Genomic DNA, 17,273 nt, shown 5'->3' on the forward strand with positions numbered 1-17,273 from the left:
CAGGTGAATTAGATCAACCATATGAGTTATAAACGACTTACAAGTTTAGACCCTGTAGAACTTGAGGGATGGCGATGGGCTCCATTCCTCAATGAGATAATCCATTCTTTTTCATCTTTGCAGCCGACAATATCTCCTATTGCAGCTGACTTCCTGAACAAAGAATCCACCTTTGGATCCAAGATAAAGCCTCAAAAAGTGCAGACCCAAACCTGGGCTTGTCGAACAAATAAATTAAGACATGTACGAGCTGCTTGTGTTGAAGCATCAGGCACAGCTTCAGTGTTGAATTTTCTTGTGCATCCATTAGAGAGTTATGATCTTCCTTTTTTTGGTGCTGATTTTGTAACTCTTTCCTCTGGTCATCTATTAGCACTAGATTTGCAACCAGTTATTAAAAGTGACAAGTTACATACACAAGCTGTTTGGAGGGATTTACTCCCTATGCATGCGCGCTGGCAATCTATATTACCGCCTGGAGGTCCTATTCCTAAAGAGGCTGAACCTTATTTTTCACCAGGTTTTCTTTGGACAAGACTGCCTTTAGGCCTTGAAGCAGATAGAATAATTTCAGAGGTGATTATGCCTGCTTTTAAAGATTATTTTTCTCTATACTTAAATTTAGTAAATAATGCGATAGAAGTAACTAAAGGCAGGTCCTCTGATCTTTTATTAGGGCAGGAATCTTATATGAGATATCGTGCAGAGAAAGATCCTGCCAGAAGAATGTTAACTAGTTTCTTCGGCAAAGAATGGACAGAGTTTTATATACATGATGTCTTGTTTGACTTGTCAGAAGAAAAATGAACTTTTGGGATTATAAGATTTTGATTTTCCACTTTTAATGCCTTCGCTTAATTATTTTATGTTATCGTCTTTGCGATGATATTTTTTTAATGCAAAAAAAAATCCTATTTGTTTGTCTAGGTAATATTTGTAGATCACCTGCAGCTGAGGCTGTTTTTTTACACTTGATCAAAAAGAAAGGTCTTGCAGGACAATTCTTTGTTGACTCTGCAGGTACTGGAGGATGGCATGTAGGGCACAAAGCTGATGGCAGAATGATAAAGGCAGCTCAAAAAAGAGGAATACAAATTGATAGCATTGCTAGGCAGATACATTTAGATGACTTGGAATCTTTTGATGTAATTCTTGCTATGGATAATGATAATTTAGAATCTCTGAACTCATTTTCTCAAGAGTTTGGAACTCAAGATTCTCAAACAATTAAACTAATTCTTGATTATGCAAGGAATACAAACTTAATTGAAGTTCCTGACCCTTACTATGGAGGAGAAACTGGCTTTGAAAAGGTTCTAGATTTATTGGAGGATGCATGTGATGGATTGCTCGAGCAGCTTATTTTGAAGGAGTAGGCCAAACTTCTTCTGGCACTACCAGGCGGAATAATTCTTCTATTTTTTCGATCACTGCCTCAATCTGCATTCCATCTGTTACTACTTCTTTTGCATCTTTAGCTTTAACTAAGGGAGAAATTTTTCTCGAGATATCCATTTGATCACGCATTTTAATTTGGGCTGCCAATTCATTCAAACTTGGAATTGAATAACCTTGATTTTGCAAATCAATAACTCGTCTTCGTGCACGCTCTGATGCACTTGCAGTTAAGAAGACCTTTAGTTCTGCATTTGGAAAAACAGCACTGCCAATATCTCTGCCTTCTGCCACAAGTCCTCCTGACTTCCCAATTTCTTTTTGCTGAGTAGTCAGAGCTTCTCGCACTGACCCTTGGGTGGCAATTTCCGAGACTAGGGATGTGACTATTGGAGAGCGAATTGCTTCAGTAACGTTGTTTCCATTAATGATGATCTGAGGATTTTTGCCAAATGGTTCTATTTCGAGTTTCAGATTTTCAATTGATTTTGCTACAGCAGATTGATTTTTTGGGTCTATCCCTTTTTGCTGAATCAGCCATGTGACAGCTCTATACATAGCCCCTGTATCCAGATAAAGAAGCCCTAGCTTTTCTGCAAAAGCTTTTGTAACTGTGCTTTTCCCTGCACCAGCAGGTCCATCGATGGCAACAATCGGTTTGCGAGTCATAAGGAAGGTGTGATCAATGAGACGTGTTTTTCCACAGCGCACGGCTGCAGCTAATAGAGAAAAATGTTTATCAGGATTTGTTGCTTGTAGGGTTGCTGGATCTACGACATCTAGATACTCCACTTTTAAACCCTTGAGTTCCAAATTAGATTTCATTGCTTGAAGGTTTAATTTTTTCCCTTTAAGTACATCTTGAGCTGCTTGTGCTAATTCATTGGGTAGGGCCAAGGATTGTTCTCGTTCTGCATGGTTTAAGTATTGGTTACGAGAACTGTATGCGAGTCCATCAAAGTCCCTGACAGTTGCCACTCCACGAATTTTAATTGGGAGATCTAGATCTTTAATGAGTTTGCGCAGAATCACAAATTGTTGCCAATCTTTTTCACCAAGCACCAGCAAGTTTGGCTTGATGCGTCTTAATAGATGAAGCATGACTGAAGCTACGCCGTCGAAGTGATCTTTTCGTATGGATCCACATAATTTTGAATTGAGTCCCGTAGGGACTTTTACTTTGAAATTTTCTTCTGGTCCGCCAGGGTAAATTTCATTGATTGCAGGAGCCCAGATTGCATTCGCACCAGATTGATTTGCAGTTTCAATATCACTTTCCAGGTTTCTTGGATAATCGTTGAAATCTTCTTCAGCTCCAAATTGCAAAGGATTTATAAAAATGCTGACTAGCACGCTTGGCGCATCATTCGAGTAATTACTTTTAGCGGCTTTAATTAGCTTTTCATGACCAAGGTGTAGCCCGCCCATAGTTGGAACGAAGCTCACTGGAGATTCTTGTTGCTTGCGCCAATTCAACAGTTCGGTTTGAGTTCGGATTACAGAAAAGTTCAGCACAATGCCTTGCCAATGATGTGAGTTTTTTTAGCTTTTCGGTTTGCTTTCACCCTTTAAAGGATTTGTTGCATACTGGCCCAGTAGATACCTATCGAGAAAGTGCAGGACAACAACAACATAGGAATCATTTAAAACTATGGATTACAAGACTGCTGGTGTTGATGTCGAAGCGGGAAGGGCTTTTGTTGATCGCATTAGGTCCAGTGTTGAAGCTACTCATTTGCCAGGGGTACTTGGAGGTCTAGGTGGTTTTGGAGGGGTGATGCGTTTGCCTAGTGGACTATCTAGTCCTCTTTTAGTCGCAGGGGCTGATGGTGTAGGTACAAAATTGGAATTGGCTCAGGATTATCAAGCCCACTTTGGTGTGGGCATTGATTTGGTTGCTATGTGCGTCAACGATGTCATTACAAGTGGTGCACAGCCATTGTTTTTTCTTGATTACATCGCTACAGGTGTTTTGACTCCAGAGGCTATGGCCGAAGTTGTGGAGGGCATTGCTAAGGGATGTCAGTTGAGTGGATGTGCATTGTTAGGAGGTGAAACAGCAGAGATGCCAGGCTTTTATGCAAAAGGGAGATATGACTTGGCCGGTTTTTGTGTTGCGGTGGTGGAAGAAGCTGATCTGATTGATGGCACTGAGATTAAAAGTGGTGATCAGATTGTTGGTGTTTCAAGTAATGGAGTGCACAGTAATGGCTTTAGTCTTGTGCGCAAGGTCTTAAATGATTGTCCAATTCATGATAAAGGCGATTTGATTTCTGATGGATTGCCTGTGATTGATGCTTTGCTTAGGCCAACATCTCTTTACGTTCAGCTAGTAAAAGCTCTTTTGGGAGAGGGAATTCCAATTCGTGCTATGGCGCATATCACTGGTGGGGGCTTGCCAGAAAATTTACCTCGGTGTTTACCAAAAGGCCTTCAAGCTTCGATTGACATCACGACATGGGAGAGACCTGAGGTTTTTAAGTGGCTTCAGAATGTTGGAAATATTCCTGAAATAGATTTGTGGAATACTTTTAACCTTGGAGTTGGATTTTGCCTAGTTGTTCCTTCTGAAGATGCACAAGCTACAGTCGATATTTGTTGTGATAATGGATTTGGAGCATGGATTATGGGGCGAGTTCAAGACTCAATTACCTCTAATAGCAAAGGCTTGCTTGGCTTGCCTTTTTAATTGAGCTGCATTTGGTTGCTTTGGCATCAGTTGTATTGCTTCGGAGTTCAACAAGCAGAAACTTATGTCCACAAACTGTCAATTGTCCTAGTAAAATTAGGTATTAAATGCAAGCTGAGTTTTTAGCAGCTGCGAAGTTAGATCTATCTATTATTTCTATGCCCTTTGAGAATCCTCAGCGTCTCACGCGTCGACGTAGCTCAGCAGGTCCCGTGCCACCCAGACGTCCTTTGGGAAATGGATTAGATGGCATGAGCCCTCATCGTCAAGGTCCAAGACCGACTTTCTTGACTTTGAGAGATCATGGCAAGGTTTATGTGGCGGATTTACCAAATCTCTCGGATGGACAATTAGCACATATTCGTAATGAAGCTGAAGAGGTGCTTACTAGTCTTGAAAGACGGCTTAGTGATTTGGAGCGTGATGCTGCCAATGGTTTAGGTGATAATGACACTTTAATTAAGGCATCTACGAAACGAGATGTAACTCTCCGTTTTATTAGAGCTATTCAAGATGAGCAGGATCATCGCCGTAATAATCCAGCATTAAAGAGTGCCGCAGCTGAATCCTTGCCTCGTACATTTCTTGAAGTTGCTAGGCATAGATTGCCTGGTTCAACTTTTGACTCTCTTTTACGAGAAGCCTTAGAAGCCTGTGCTCAAGAGGAACAAGCTAAGGATGAACCTCCAACACCAACACCAACGCAATCACCACCACCTGTGAAGGTTGTTCCTATACGCTCCAATTCCAATAGTATGCCTGTCGTCGTCAGTCCTGACCCAAACCTCAAAAATACAACAATTGCTTGAGGAGTTAGGAACTTACTTCTTTTACGAGGTCACGCTTTACACATAAGATAGTTTCTTTGAAAGTTGATTTTATTAGTGGTCTTGGTTGTATTAGTTATTTAAATGGAAACGAATCCAATAACTACTGACTTAAATAATCTTTCGTTGCTTGGCGAGTTTGCAGCCTCTGAAATAGTTGATGAAAATAAGGTTCTTTGCCATCATTGCTTGCGAACGCTAAAGAACTCAAAGAGATGTATTGGCAAGTGTGTGGCAGATAGTGAATATTAAGATCCATTACCTGAATATTGCATAGGTCAAATAGGGTTAGATCAGATAGTTTTTAGTAAGAGAAATTGCATTGATCTTCTAGAGGAGAGTGGCTGTTTTGGATTTTATATTTATATAAGAGAAATTAATTAAAGAAGCTTTTAAACGTAGGAAACTTTTTATACTTAATTATTGGATAATTCATATTTCTAGGCTAAACGAGACTCTAATGTGATTCAAGGTCTTTGTTTCAGAAAATTCAAATGCAAGATTGCTTTTTAGTAATCTGCTTGTAAATATTTGCCTTGTCATCTTGTTGAAAAAGCCGCACCCTAGGAATTGTATTAGAGACTTTTGGATGTGCCTGAGCTCGAACTCTGTCCATTGTGTGGTAAGCAAGTTTTAACTTCTCGCCATTCTTGGAATAAAGACAGAATCTTATGTAGGTCTTGCTTTGATTTGGAGAAGTTCAAATCACCTTCCACAAAGCCTTATAAACTTCTCACAGAAAGTGCATTTCAGGACTTTCCCACTAAATCTGATTTGTTATTAAGTAGAACTCAGAGATACTATCAAAATAATTCTGATAAGGATCATCAGGAAATCCTTGTTACATGGTCTTCTCTGGGTAAGATATTTACTGGCTTGATTTTGCTGGTTCTTTTGATTCTTACAGGGTATGTAACCTTAAGAAATGGGAGTGAAAAAACTCCTTATGAAGAGGCTTCTTCTTCGAAGATTAATTAGAGAAAGAACGGCTTCATGTTTTTCTATGAAATATGCTTTGAGCGATTTCTACTTATTACTCTAAGGCATCTATTATACCTTCTGTAATATATCTAGCCATTTGCATTATATTATTGTCGATATCACGCTTTGCTGTACCCCATTTTGTTGATATTTTCTTAGATAATTTATTGGTTTTTGAGTATCTAATCATAGTATTCGCAAGTAGTGGTGGGAGGTCTGCCTTGTTTTCTTCTGCTAATTTATCCCAACTTTCTGTATCTAATAAACCAATCGCTTGAATATCTTTTAATCCAGAGTATTTATATAGCTCCATTATCCCCACATATAAGAAAATCTCACCTAGTTGATGTAAAGGGCCTTCGCTTTCTTCTGATGCCTCATATTGCTTTAACATTGATTCTAATTCGATGCTCTTGCCCTCTTCCCCTTCCTTAGCTGCATATAGAACCCTATAAAATTTGCTGAATTCAACTGGTTTTTCCACAATAGAGGTCAGGCAATATCGACCATACTACTGAAATTTAGTACTGTTGCCTTATGACCTTTGCATCCCTTTTGGGAAGTAATTTTTAGTAAATCAGCTTTTTGATGACTGCTTATCACGTTAGATTGCATTATTTCTTAGAAGGAAGGGCAATTTTTTGTAAATAGCTTTACCGTGATTAAATTTTGGAAAATTAATTGTAACCTTCTTTAAAGCAATATTGAGGTGTAATATTAAATTGCTTGTCTTTTTTTGGCACTATAATTGTTATTTAACTCTTTCTTCTTCTTCGTAAGATGGCTAACTGTAAAATGTTGTGCATTATGCTTTTCTGAGGAATGTATGAAAGGCATGTCTTCAGATAAATAATCTAGCGATGGGAGACAGGATAAGTAAAGAGCTGTGTCTTTAAATCCCTATTTCTTTTCTTTATCAATGATTTTGCAATTAGAAAAATATTTAGTACGATAAATTAAGCTTAACTTTGTTGACTTACTCCTCATAATCCTGAGTTCTTAATGTTTTCTCAACCGCTTTAAATGCTTATTTGTCTAAAAGGCGGTGCAAGTATTAGCAGGGCTCTTATGGTTACTATTGAACTTTGTGAGATTTTTCAAACTTGGTACTTTCCCCTTGTTCTTCGGAATAGAAGGGGTTGGGTATCTTGAAGTGTTTTTGGGAGTTCCTTTGCGGCTCTTTGGATTCAATTAAATTGGCCAGGGATCGCAAACCATTGGCGGTCACTGATCTTAAGCCTGGTGAAGTCCAAACGATGATCAGCAGTGTGCCAAGAAAGAGGTTTTTCAACATTGCAAGCCTTCTGTCAAATGACTTGTCTTGTCATTAGTTCTTTGGTGCATGTATTGGGTAGGTTCTCCTTCAATGATCCTGCTGATTCGGGAGAGAGCAAGACCTGTTTCATTCCTGGGTAATGAATATGAGCAAAATTGATTTCTTGGACGATGGTGATTTTGAAAATTGATGAGGTGGCTTGGAAATGGATGAGTGAGTGATCAGAGCTTTTGTGGCTCCAATCCTTGTTTGATGTTCAGATTCTTTCGGGCTAGATCGATGAGAAAGTTCGAACAGCTCTTCTTGTGAGACTGATGCTTAAAAAGGCATCCAGTTATCTACCAGTGAGCAAGCAGGATGCTTTTTTTAGCCTTTTGTTTGCAGATATTTCATACCACTCGCTGACAAATACTCATCAAAGCATTAGAACATGTATACGACACTCCTCACACAAGTTTGTCGGTATGGGCGTTGCTCGATGAGGACGCCCTTTTTCATGCCTGTTCTTCTGGCCCTCTATCTCTATCGATGGATACCTTGCGATAATTCAGGTTTGAATCGCTCATGCCATACATGTATCCGCACTCTCTTGGGTGGTGACAATAAACAGGAAGTACTGAATGAAAAATGGAAGAGATTTGTTATTCCAGCAATGATGCAGATGCTGGGTATAAATACTCTATTTATGAGAAGGAATGAGAGGCAAGCTATTAGGCAGAGAGTATTCCTTGTATCTAATTGAGTCACGACTTTCTTGGAAAATATCAACTTGACGTTCAGTGGCTTGATGTGAAGTACTAATTACCTCGTAACCAATAATTTGTTGACTGATTTTTTCTTTCAAATCGTCTGTTTCTTGAAAGATGATTGAACCTTGTTTACTAAGGCTTTTCCTGTCTTGTTTGGATTGCTGGAGCTCTTATAACGAACCTTTGGGTGGTTTGTACAGCAATAAATCCTGACTTACGTATCCAAGGATTTTTAGATGGTGGGTATCTTTGAGCAAGATGATCTGGATTGGTCCAGTCAGAGAGTATCTTTTTGCGCGTTGGTAGGTAAGAATTGGATCTATAGGTCTACTCAGTTGCGAACTGACTTAGCTACCGGCTACTTACCGTGTCAATTAGGAAGAGAGATTTAATAATCGAGTTTCTGCAGTTGATTTGCGGGAAAGGTAAGGAGGCGGCACCCAGATTCGAACTGGGGATAAAGGATTTGCAATCCTCTGCCTTACCACTTGGCCATGCCGCCAATTCTGAGCATTTAAGCTCTTTAGCGGATCGTATCAGTCACACTCCTGCGAATCTATTATTTCTCTCGAATGGACATGGTGAGGACTTAATAGCTCTCCAAGTTCTTCAATCTTTGCATCAACTTCACCCTAGCTTGAATTTAGAGGTATTACCTCTGGTGGGAGAAGGCAAGGCATATGCGACTGCAATCTCTGAAGGGTGGCTTCGTCGAGTTGGCCCTTCGCTGCGTTTGCCTAGTGGTGGTTTTAGCAATCAGAGTTTTCGGGGACTAGTTCAGGATATTTTCGCGGGGCTTGTGAAGGGTACTTGGGAGCAATGGTGTTGTATTAAGACCAAGGCTCGTAACGGAAGAGTCATTATTGCTGTTGGTGACTTTTTGCCATTACTTTTTGGATGGTGCAGCGGAGCCTCATTTGGATTTATAGGGACTCCAAAGAGTGATTACACCTGGAGAAGTGGTCCTGCTTATGCACTTAGTGATTATTACCATTCATGGAAAGGTACTGAATGGGATCCTTGGGAGTATGCCCTTATGCGGTCTTCTCGCTGCAAGATGGTTGCAGTACGGGATCATTTGACTGCACGTGGATTAAGAAAGCATGGAGTGGCAGCTTATTTCCCTGGTAATCCCATGATGGATAACCTTCAGGGAGTTGAATTACCTCAAGCTTTAAAAGGCTTTCGTCGTTTGTTATTACTTTGTGGTAGTCGGGTCCCAGAGGCGAAGGTTAATTTTAAACGCCTCATACATGCCATTTCATTTTTAAACAGCAAAACTCCGATCAAGATTTTGGTCCCCTTGGGCTCCTCACCTTCAGTAACTGAACTTGAAGAGTTATTGGATGAATTGGGATATCGACAATTTTCATGTCCTGGCAATCAAATTGGCGTAAATACCTTTTGGAAAAATGGTTTTTGCAATGTTTTCTTAGGACCAGGAAAATTTAGCCTTTGGGTTTCTTGGGTCGAGATTGGATTAGCAACAGCAGGTACCGCTACAGAGCAATTGGTTGGACTGGGCATTCCTGCGTTGTCTTTGCCAGGTGAAGGGCCTCAGTTCAAGCGCAGCTTTGCTTTGCGTCAGAGTCGATTGCTTGGAGGGGCAGTCATGCCTTGCAGAAGTCCAGGCTTGTTGGCTGAACATCTAGAAACTTTGCTTAATGATGCTTCTCTTCGGGAGCGGATAGGCAGAGTTGGATCAAGAAGAATGGGCTCAAGCGGAGGAAGTAGTGCATTGGCAGCCCTGATTTCGAAATTTTTATTAGAGCATGCATAATATTTTTAGAGACTTGGTCTTTCAAGATGGATACTGAAGCTGTAAAGCAATTTTGATATGGCACCTATTGAGGATCATCTCTATATGAAACTTTGTGCAGAATTGGCTAGTTGTTTAAGTATTAGCCTTGCTTCTGCTAGAAGAAAAGTTGAGTTGGTTGCTGCAAGAGATGGCGTGAAAAATTTGAATAACAAAAAAGATATTGCTGAGCGTCTACTGAAAGAGGCCCGTTCACATAAAAGTTCAGGGGATGTTGAGGTAGCTGCCAAATTAGATGAGTTGTTAAGAGCATTGGCAGAGGAAGAGAACTTTATGGTGGAAGATTGAAGCTATGAAGTAATTGGTTCAGTGTTCAAAAACTTGTGTAAATCGCAATTTATCTAGTTCAGCCATCACTGGAATACATTTGAAACATCTTTGGGTTAATTCCCATCTATTCTCTCGTTTCAACATATCTTCGAGTTTTATTTTTGCTTTTAGTAAATAACGAACATCATTAGACGCATATGCTAATTGGTCTGTAGTTAGCTCTTCTACTCGTCCCCAGTCGCTGCTTTGTGATTTTTTGTCGAGCTCTACTCCTACTAGTTCCATGATTACTTCCTTGAGCCCATGACGAGGGCTATAAGTACGTCCGATTTTGCTTGCCACTTTGGTGCAGAAAATAGGATTAACTTCAATGCCAAGACCGCTTCCTAGTGCAGCCACATCAAAGCGAGCAAAATGAAATACTTTTTCAATAGTAGATTTTTCCAATAAGGTTTTCAGTCTTGGAGCAGTTTTTTGCCCAACACCAATTCTTACGCATGCAACGTTGTCATCTGAGTCGCAGATTTGTACTAGGCAAAGTCGATCTCGACCATGAATGAGGCCCATGGCTTCTGTATCGACTGCAATTGCCGATGCTTTGGTGAAGCAATCAGCACTTTCTATATCTAGGTCTCCGTCAAAAATGGAAAAACTATGAGGAGTCATTGAGAAGTTGCTCATGAAACAATAAAGGGGAGAGGTCAGGCCCAAAGTACTAACAAGTATTTTGCATCTTTAAAGTTCCTCACTTGCTAATTTATTCAGACTGAAATTGTGACATTTGATTTCTGCTGGCAGTGGGTAGGTAAGTTAATTAAGACGACAATTGAAAAAATCTTGCGAACTGTTCTAAAGCTTTTTATAGGTTGAGGACTTTCGCAAATATTGATTTGATTTATTACCTCTGAGTTGTGAATGGGCTTCTCTTCCGTACTTTTGCTAACTCTTTTGTTGGCTATTGGATTGGTTTTTTTTCTGCGGGCTGCCAGCAAAGACCGCACGACCGTAGTAGATGTGCGATCAACATTGCCACCATTGAAAGTCCTGAATGGACTGAGTGTCTGGTTAGAAGAAAGAGGCTGGAAAAGAGATGGTGGGGATGCTGATAGACAATTGCTTCGCTTCCAGGGCAGTGTTGCATCTAGTAGAACCTTGGCAGTTTTGTTGTCAATTTTCGGAAGCCTTGGCTCTGCTTGCTTGGGCTTGGTAATAACTCAGTTGTATCCCGTTTTGGGTTGGTGGCCGTTGTTACTTGCCTTGATAGGAGGACCTGCAGCAGGATTTGTTTATCAAAGAAGAGCTGCTCGGATGGAATGTTTAGAGCTTCGGTTGATTAGTTCTGCTGAAGAAGAAGGTAGTTTGTTGCGTATTCGAGCTCATCGTGATGAGTTGATTGCTATTGAATTAGAACTAGCCAAAAGTCTGCAATTAGCAACTGATGGCTCACTCCTTTCTTCTCCGATTTAAGAGATGGGGTATATATCTTCATATGTGAGAAATGCTTTGCTTACTGCCATAGGACTATTTGGTTTTTGGGGCGTTTTTGATTTACAAGCTTCAACCGAAAAATTACCTCTGCATTTTAAAGATCCCCTTTTGGGCTCGAGAGTAGGACTCAAAAGTGAATGGTTGGGGACAAAAAAAGTGTCACCTTCATTGTCATTTTTGATTCTGGCTGGTCATGCAGACTCACAAGGTATTGCAGGTGCAGGAACTGCTGGTGAAGCTGTTGACTTAAAAGGCAAGATGCCAATGGATCCATCCATGAGTGATGAGCTTTTTTGGAATATGAAAGTACGTGATGCCATTGTTCAACTTGGTAGAGAAAGAGGTCTGAATATCAACTCCTATGATCCTGGAATACGTAATATTGTTGATGGTAATCACCCCAGTACAAATTGGTCTGTTGGTTCAAGACACGTAAGGGAAGGAGGCTATGCAATAGAAATTCATTTTGACTCTTATGGCGAATATGGTTTTGGTTCAGGTCTTATACCTGCAATCTCTCGAAGTCTAAACAGTGTAGATGAAAGCCTGGCTAGGAGTTTTGGACGGTATCCGATTTTTTTTCGTGGAGGTTTAGGTGCTCCTAGAAGAGGTATAAGAATTCTGGAAATAGGAAAACTAGAAGGGAAATTAGAGAGAAATTTACGAGATATCAATTCTCGAGACAAAGTTGTGAAACAACTCGCTAGTAGAGTTGTTCAAGCAATAACTCAAGGAATTAGTAGTAAATAAAGTATTTAGTCAATCGCTTGATGAACAAGACATCGTTCATCAAGTGTCCGGTCATTTAGCCAATCTTGTGGCTGAGTAAACAGGTCAGTTAGTAGGGCTTCTCTTGAATTACTTGGGGCTTTGTATCCGTATTCCCATCGTGCCATTGGTGGGAGAGACATCAGAATTGATTCAGTACGCCCATTGGTTTGTAACCCAAAAATTGTGCCGCGGTCCCAAACAAGATTGAATTCGACATAGCGCCCACGACGATATAGCTGGAATTGTCGCTCTCTATCGCCATAATTTTGATTTTGACGCTTTTCAATTATTGGAGTGTAAGCAGGTAGAAAAGCTTCTCCACATGATTTTGCTAATGCATAAAGTTGATCCCAAGTTTGAGGACAGGCTCCAAGTTCATTAGAGATTTTTCCAGCAGGGCCGTTTGGATTTTGTCCTTTGTAAAGGACTCCTGAGCCGTCCTGATAGTCATAGAAGATTCCTCCTACTCCACGAGTTTCGTTTCGATGTTTGAGGAAAAAATATTCATCACACCAAGGTTTAAAAACGTTGTGTAGTTCAGGACTAACTGAATCACATGCTTGTTTGTGGACTCTATGAAAGTGGCGTGCATCTTCCAAATAGGGATAGAAAGGAGTCAGGTCAGCACCTCCACCAAACCACCAAACTGGACCAGCTTCGAAGTAACGATAGTTGAGATGAATGGTTGGTATATAAGGATTGCGTGGATGTAGCACCATTGAGGTGCCTGTTGCAAACCAATTATGCCCCTTTGCTTCTGGTCTTTGACTAAGGATTGATGGTGGTAATTCAGCACCCTCAACTTCTGAAAAATTAACTCCTCCTTGTTCAAAAATTCTTCCTTCCTGCATTACTCGTGAACGGCCACCCCCCCCTTCAGGCCGTTCCCAAGTTTCTTCTTGAAATTTACCTTCTCTGTCTATAACTTCTAATCCAGCACAGATTTCATCTTGCAGTCCTAAGACAAGTTCTCTTGCTTTTTCTCTGGAATTTGTTGGAGGCATTGACAAGTTTTTTTCAGTCAGCGATTTATCACTTCCTCTCATATCAGCATCAACTGAAGACTTTTTGAAAAGCTTGGTGATGGAACGCAACATAGGAATTCTACAAATAAAGCTTTTTTGCTATTTAGGTCAAAGCTAAAAGCCAAGTTTTTGCGATTTTTAGACTAAGTCATAGGATTTCACGCTTAGGATTAAAGCCATTAGATTTGAATGAATGACAACTGCTGAGCAGGCGAGAATCGCTCTCAATAACGTCAAAGATTCAGGTAGTGGTCGCTCAGTCGTTGAGCTTGGTTGGCTTGACAAAATTAGAGTCGACCCTCCCAAAGCTATCGTTCGTCTTCGGTTGCCTGGCTTTGCACAGAGCCAAAGGGAAAGTTTGGCTGAATTAATTAGGGCGCACCTTCTTGACCTACAAGATGTCAGTGAGGTTCAGATAGAAATTGGGAGCCCACCCTCTCAGGCTCCACTTGGTCAAGCTGGGCATGGGCAAGTTGCTCAGCTTGAGTCTATTGCTGGCGTAAAAAAGATTATCGCTGTCAGCAGTGGTAAAGGTGGTGTTGGAAAAAGTACGGTTGCCGTCAATCTGGCTTGTGCCTTGGCTCAGAGGGGGCTTCGGATTGGTTTGCTTGATGCAGATATATATGGCCCTAATATCCCTATTATGCTTGGTGTTGCTGATTCCACACCAGAGGTAGTAGGTAGTGGGGCTGAGCAACAAATAATCCCTATAGAAAGTTGTGGTGTTGCCATGGTATCTATGGGATTACTAATAGATGAGAGTCAACCAGTTATCTGGCGGGGCCCAATGCTTAACGGAATAATTAGGCAATTTCTTTTTCAAGCGCTTTGGGGCGAAAAAGACATTTTGGTTGTCGATCTTCCACCTGGGACTGGAGATGCACAACTTTCTTTGGCGCAAGCAGTCCCAATGGCTGGCGTCATAATAGTTACTACACCTCAGAAGGTTTCCCTTCAGGATGCCCGGCGTGGATTAGCAATGTTTAAACAAATGGATGTTCCTGTTCTTGGAGTAATTGAAAACATGACTGCTTTTGTTCCTCCAGATCAGCCAAATAAAAGTTATTCCTTATTTGGTTCGGGTGGAGGAGATCAGTTGTCAGATGAAAATGATGTCCCATTATTAGCGAAAATTCCAATGGAGATGCCCCTTCAAGAAGATGGAAACGAAGGCAAGCCAATAGTTCATAGTCGTCCTGAATCTCTTAGTGCTCAAGTTTTTCTTGATCTCGCCAATAGTGTTTTGGAATCTATATCTCAAAACACTTAATTATGCCCTCAAGTTTCTACTTAAAGGGCCGACGAAACTTGATGCGGCGTACTGGTCGTTTGAGAAATACCTTGAACCATATGGAGTTTGTACTGTGGGGTATTCCTTTGTTGTTGGTGCTTTTGGCCAGTGTTTTGATCGCAAGTACTCAGAGACAGGTTGATTACGCTGATTGGTCTCAACATTTGATAATTGCTTTTTTAGGTATTTGCTTCGCCAATGTACTTGCTCAAATCTCTATTGAGAGAATCCGACCATTTTTAATGTTTCTATATTCTTTATCAATTGGTAGTTTGGTTGCTGTTCAACTGATTGGTACAACAGCTTTGGGTGCGCAACGGTGGCTCAGCATTGCTGGGCTCAATGTTCAACCTTCAGAGTTCGCAAAATTGATTGTAATTATTGTTTTAGCAGCAGTTCTTGATGGGTATCAAATAAGAAAACCAATCAACTTGTTGAAGCCTCTAAGTGTGATTTTGTTGCCCTGGTTATTGGTATTTTTCCAGCCTGACTTGGGTACTTCTTTAGTTTTTGGTGCTGTTCTTTTAACAATGCTCTATTGGTCTGGAATGCCTTTTGAATGGCTTTTACTTGTTTTATCTGCAATAGTTACTGCGGTTTTAGCTGGATTACTGCCTTGGGTTTTGTTTGTTTGGATTCCATTAATGGGTGTCTTGGCGTATCGATCTTTGCCAAAACGGAATTTTGCGGCTGCATTCACAATGATTTTGCAAGCTGTAATTGCATGGGTTACCCCTTGGTTATGGCTTTATGGTTTAAAGGACTATCAAAGAGATCGTTTGGTTTTATTTCTTGATCCCACTAAAGATCCTTTAGGGGGTGGTTATCACTTACTCCAAAGCACTGTTGGGATTGGATCTGGCCAGTTATTTGGAACTGGCTTGCTTCAAGGTCAGCTTACAAAATTGCGTTTTATTCCTGAACAACATACCGATTTTATTTTTAGTGCATTAGGGGAAGAAACGGGCTTTTTAGGCACAATGCTTGTGATAACAGGTTTTTTCTTTTTACTGCTTCGACTCTTGACTGTGGCTAGAGAAGCACGAACTGATTTTGAGTCACTTGTTGTCGTTGGAGTTTTAGCAATGTTGGTCTTTCAAGTGATGGTGAATATCTTTATGACTATTGGTTTAGGCCCTGTCACAGGAATTCCTTTGCCATTTATGAGTTATGGACGAACTGCTTTGTTAGTGAACTTTGTTGCTCTTGGCCTTTGCATGTCGGTAGCCCGACGTGGATATACAGCAAGTAGAAGCTGGTGAGTGCACAAATTTCTTTAAGTGCCATTCAAGAGCGAATGGCTCAAGATGTTCCAAATAGCAGAGTTGATGAACAAACTGCTAGGAGAATGTGGTGGGGGGCTTTGGATACTTTGCAGGATGAAATTCTAGGCCCTATGGAATTAGACAAAGGCTTATGGCTGGCTTCTCCTCTGCCTGCTCTTTATGAGCCGAGGTTGTTAGACAAATTGCAGGGATGGGTTTGGGCTCCGGAAGCTTTGGAAAGACTTAATGCCCCTTTTGCTTCTTTATTGCCTCCCAGCCGAGCTGGTTCAGTAAACGAGATCAATGAGTTAACACTAGGGCGCTACATACGCCTCCCACTGAGAGATGAGGATGGCCACGATCCTTTTTTGATGATCATCACTCCTGATGTTCAAGTTGCACTGGCTTTGCAAGGCCCTCCAGGCGAAAGGAATCTTCTTATGCGTAGTGATTCAGAAACAATTAGGGATCTATTGAGAATGCTTGATTTGAGATTTGATGATGAAGACCCGAAACAGGCCCGAGAACTTCGCTTTTCTTTAGCTTCACTTGGAGATCTACGCGGTAATGATGGGATTCAGAAGATATTTTGGCCTTTTCTTTCAGCAAGGTTGGCTGGCATTGCTCCTAGCTTGACACTTCAAACTCTGCCGGATCACTCAGCTAGCAATCAGAAAGAAAATGAGTCAAGTACTCATTTGAATCTTCTTGAGGCATTAACTCATGAGATTCGAACACCTCTTGCAACGATTCGAACATTGATTCGCTCTCTTCTTAGGCGTGAGGATCTTTCAGAATTAGTAATAAATCGCCTTAATCAAATTGATTCAGAGTGCACTGAGCAAATAGATAGATTTGGGTTGATTTTTAATGCTGCCGAATTACAAAGGCAGCCACCAGAGTCATCTCAGCTAGCGATAACTGATTTGGGCAACATGCTCGAGATGCTTCACCCTGTTTGGAGTCAAGTAGTTGAAAGGCGAGGCATCAAGCTTCATTTGGATATATCCCCTGATTTGCCGCATGTTCTTAGTGACCCAGCGAGATTGGAATTAATGCTGGGAGGTTTGATAGATCGAAATACCCGGGGATTGCAATCTGGTGGAACTCTTTGTTTAGAGCTTCGTCCTGCAGGTCAGAGACTAAAGCTCACAATTTTGAGTAAGACCCCAAAGTCCAAGCACTCTGCAAATGCTCGTGATGAACAAAATTCTGACTTGGGGCCTGTTCTTAGTTGGAATCCAAGCACCGGAAGCCTCCAACTAACTCAGGAAGCTACTCAGCGTTTATTAGCGAGTTTGGGAGGCAGACTTACCCGTCGTGGAGAGAGTGGATTAATTATTTTCTTCCCAATTGCGGAAGTTAAAAATTGATTTTTTGAATGTACTAATGTTGACGGGTGTGAAGGTTAGACCAGTGAAGTGCCT

The 17,273-nt window shown here is 40.9% G+C and carries 18 protein-coding genes and 1 tRNA gene; 14 read left to right on the forward strand and 5 right to left on the reverse strand.

Features of this window, described 5'->3' with window-relative positions:
* Positions 1-21: 21 nt before the first annotated feature.
* Positions 22-807: a phycoerythrobilin:ferredoxin oxidoreductase gene (locus tag SOI82_RS07540; RefSeq protein ID WP_320666828.1), complete on the forward strand. Its 786-nt coding sequence runs from the start codon at positions 22-24 to the stop codon at positions 805-807.
* 89 nt (positions 808-896) lie between these two features.
* On the forward strand, positions 897-1,376 hold the full coding sequence (locus SOI82_RS07545) for a low molecular weight protein-tyrosine-phosphatase (protein ID WP_320666829.1): 480 nt from the start codon (positions 897-899) through the stop codon (positions 1,374-1,376).
* Here SOI82_RS07545 and SOI82_RS07550 read toward each other — a convergent pair.
* On the reverse strand, positions 1,360-2,907 hold the full coding sequence (locus SOI82_RS07550) for a bifunctional pantoate--beta-alanine ligase/(d)CMP kinase (RefSeq protein ID WP_320668386.1): 1,548 nt from the start codon (positions 2,905-2,907) through the stop codon (positions 1,360-1,362). The two genes, SOI82_RS07545 and SOI82_RS07550, sit on opposite strands and share 17 nt — an antisense overlap.
* A gap of 139 nt (positions 2,908-3,046) precedes the next feature.
* On the opposite strand from SOI82_RS07550, the gene purM reads away from it, so the two are divergent.
* From purM to SOI82_RS07570, 4 genes are all read left to right on the forward strand, one after another.
* Complete coding sequence (gene purM, locus SOI82_RS07555) at positions 3,047-4,084, forward strand: phosphoribosylformylglycinamidine cyclo-ligase (protein WP_320666830.1); 1,038 nt, start codon at positions 3,047-3,049, stop codon at positions 4,082-4,084.
* Positions 4,085-4,242: 158 nt separating this feature from the next.
* On the forward strand, positions 4,243-4,893 hold the full coding sequence (locus SOI82_RS07560) for a histidine phosphotransferase (protein WP_320668387.1): 651 nt from the start codon (positions 4,243-4,245) through the stop codon (positions 4,891-4,893).
* A gap of 102 nt (positions 4,894-4,995) precedes the next feature.
* Positions 4,996-5,163 carry a hypothetical protein gene (locus SOI82_RS07565; protein WP_320666831.1) on the forward strand — a complete coding sequence of 56 codons (168 nt, stop codon included), beginning with the start codon at positions 4,996-4,998 and terminating at the stop codon, positions 5,161-5,163.
* Positions 5,164-5,502: 339 nt separating this feature from the next.
* A complete protein-coding gene (locus SOI82_RS07570) occupies positions 5,503-5,889 on the forward strand; it encodes a hypothetical protein (RefSeq protein ID WP_320666832.1) in 387 nt (128 codons plus the stop codon).
* Between the two features lie 55 nt (positions 5,890-5,944).
* Here the strand turns inward: SOI82_RS07570 and SOI82_RS07575 are convergent, their stop codons facing one another.
* On the reverse strand, positions 5,945-6,376 hold the full coding sequence (locus SOI82_RS07575; protein WP_320666833.1) for a hypothetical protein: 432 nt from the start codon (positions 6,374-6,376) through the stop codon (positions 5,945-5,947).
* A gap of 1,222 nt (positions 6,377-7,598) precedes the next feature.
* Here SOI82_RS07575 and SOI82_RS07580 point away from each other — a divergent pair.
* Positions 7,599-7,910, forward strand: a complete 312-nt coding sequence (locus SOI82_RS07580; protein WP_320666834.1) for a hypothetical protein — start codon at positions 7,599-7,601, stop codon at positions 7,908-7,910.
* A 438-nt stretch (positions 7,911-8,348) separates the two neighbouring features.
* Here the strand turns inward: SOI82_RS07580 and SOI82_RS07585 are convergent.
* A tRNA-Cys gene (locus SOI82_RS07585) sits at positions 8,349-8,419 on the reverse strand.
* Between SOI82_RS07585 and SOI82_RS07590 the strand changes: the two genes are divergently transcribed.
* Both SOI82_RS07590 and SOI82_RS07595 read left to right on the forward strand, forming a co-directional pair.
* On the forward strand, positions 8,384-9,697 hold the full coding sequence (locus SOI82_RS07590) for a lipid-A-disaccharide synthase-related protein (RefSeq protein ID WP_320668388.1): 1,314 nt from the start codon (positions 8,384-8,386) through the stop codon (positions 9,695-9,697). The two genes, SOI82_RS07585 and SOI82_RS07590, sit on opposite strands and share 36 nt — an antisense overlap.
* 57 nt (positions 9,698-9,754) lie before the next feature.
* Positions 9,755-10,024: a hypothetical protein gene (locus SOI82_RS07595; protein ID WP_320666835.1), complete on the forward strand. Its 270-nt coding sequence runs from the start codon at positions 9,755-9,757 to the stop codon at positions 10,022-10,024.
* A gap of 18 nt (positions 10,025-10,042) precedes the next feature.
* Here the strand turns inward: SOI82_RS07595 and SOI82_RS07600 are convergent, their stop codons facing one another.
* Positions 10,043-10,687: a ribonuclease D gene (locus tag SOI82_RS07600; RefSeq protein WP_320666836.1), complete on the reverse strand. Its 645-nt coding sequence runs from the start codon at positions 10,685-10,687 to the stop codon at positions 10,043-10,045.
* Positions 10,688-10,921: 234 nt separating this feature from the next.
* On the opposite strand from SOI82_RS07600, the gene SOI82_RS07605 reads away from it, so the two are divergent.
* Both SOI82_RS07605 and SOI82_RS07610 read left to right on the forward strand, forming a co-directional pair.
* The gene (locus tag SOI82_RS07605; RefSeq protein ID WP_320666837.1) at positions 10,922-11,473 is read left to right on the forward strand and encodes a cofactor assembly of complex C subunit B; all 552 of its coding nucleotides are present in this window, start codon (positions 10,922-10,924) and stop codon (positions 11,471-11,473) included.
* Positions 11,474-11,497: 24 nt separating this feature from the next.
* Positions 11,498-12,244, forward strand: a complete 747-nt coding sequence (locus SOI82_RS07610; protein ID WP_320666838.1) for an N-acetylmuramoyl-L-alanine amidase — start codon at positions 11,498-11,500, stop codon at positions 12,242-12,244.
* A 5-nt stretch (positions 12,245-12,249) separates the two neighbouring features.
* On the opposite strand, the gene hemF is transcribed toward SOI82_RS07610, so the two are convergent.
* Positions 12,250-13,269 (reverse strand): oxygen-dependent coproporphyrinogen oxidase, encoded by a 1,020-nt coding sequence (gene hemF / locus SOI82_RS07615; protein WP_414153529.1) that lies wholly within the window; start codon positions 13,267-13,269, stop codon positions 12,250-12,252.
* 214 nt (positions 13,270-13,483) lie between these two features.
* Between hemF and SOI82_RS07620 the strand changes: the two genes are divergently transcribed.
* From SOI82_RS07620 to SOI82_RS07630, 3 genes are read left to right on the forward strand one after another with little or no spacing between them, the layout of a single operon-like run.
* Positions 13,484-14,560, forward strand: a complete 1,077-nt coding sequence (locus SOI82_RS07620; RefSeq protein WP_320666839.1) for an Mrp/NBP35 family ATP-binding protein — start codon at positions 13,484-13,486, stop codon at positions 14,558-14,560.
* Positions 14,561-14,562: 2 nt separating this feature from the next.
* Positions 14,563-15,843 carry a rod shape-determining protein RodA gene (gene rodA / locus SOI82_RS07625; RefSeq protein WP_414153506.1) on the forward strand — a complete coding sequence of 427 codons (1,281 nt, stop codon included), beginning with the start codon at positions 14,563-14,565 and terminating at the stop codon, positions 15,841-15,843.
* Entirely contained in the window at positions 15,840-17,219 is a 1,380-nt protein-coding gene (locus tag SOI82_RS07630; RefSeq protein ID WP_320666840.1) for a sensor histidine kinase, read from the forward strand. The genes rodA and SOI82_RS07630 overlap by 4 nt, the downstream gene beginning before the upstream one ends.
* Positions 17,220-17,273 lie beyond the last annotated feature (54 nt).

Source organism: Prochlorococcus sp. MIT 1307 (assembly GCF_034092395.1).
Classification (GTDB): Bacteria; Cyanobacteriota; Cyanobacteriia; order PCC-6307; family Cyanobiaceae; genus AG-363-K07.

Coding starts and splice junctions, on each gene's coding strand:
- SOI82_RS07540 (WP_320666828.1), top strand. CDS start 22: ATGAGTTATAAACGACTTACAAGTTTAGACCCTGTAGAACTTGAGGGA.
- SOI82_RS07545 (WP_320666829.1), top strand. CDS start 897: ATGCAAAAAAAAATCCTATTTGTTTGTCTAGGTAATATTTGTAGATCA.
- purM (WP_320666830.1), top strand. CDS start 3,047: ATGGATTACAAGACTGCTGGTGTTGATGTCGAAGCGGGAAGGGCTTTT.
- SOI82_RS07560 (WP_320668387.1), top strand. CDS start 4,243: ATGCCCTTTGAGAATCCTCAGCGTCTCACGCGTCGACGTAGCTCAGCA.
- SOI82_RS07565 (WP_320666831.1), top strand. CDS start 4,996: ATGGAAACGAATCCAATAACTACTGACTTAAATAATCTTTCGTTGCTT.
- SOI82_RS07580 (WP_320666834.1), top strand. CDS start 7,599: ATGTATACGACACTCCTCACACAAGTTTGTCGGTATGGGCGTTGCTCG.
- SOI82_RS07595 (WP_320666835.1), top strand. CDS start 9,755: ATGGCACCTATTGAGGATCATCTCTATATGAAACTTTGTGCAGAATTG.
- SOI82_RS07600 (WP_320666836.1), bottom strand. CDS start 10,687: ATGAGCAACTTCTCAATGACTCCTCATAGTTTTTCCATTTTTGACGGA.
- SOI82_RS07605 (WP_320666837.1), top strand. CDS start 10,922: ATGGGCTTCTCTTCCGTACTTTTGCTAACTCTTTTGTTGGCTATTGGA.
- hemF (WP_414153529.1), bottom strand. CDS start 13,269: ATGCCTCCAACAAATTCCAGAGAAAAAGCAAGAGAACTTGTCTTAGGA.
- SOI82_RS07620 (WP_320666839.1), top strand. CDS start 13,484: ATGACAACTGCTGAGCAGGCGAGAATCGCTCTCAATAACGTCAAAGAT.
- rodA (WP_414153506.1), top strand. CDS start 14,563: ATGCCCTCAAGTTTCTACTTAAAGGGCCGACGAAACTTGATGCGGCGT.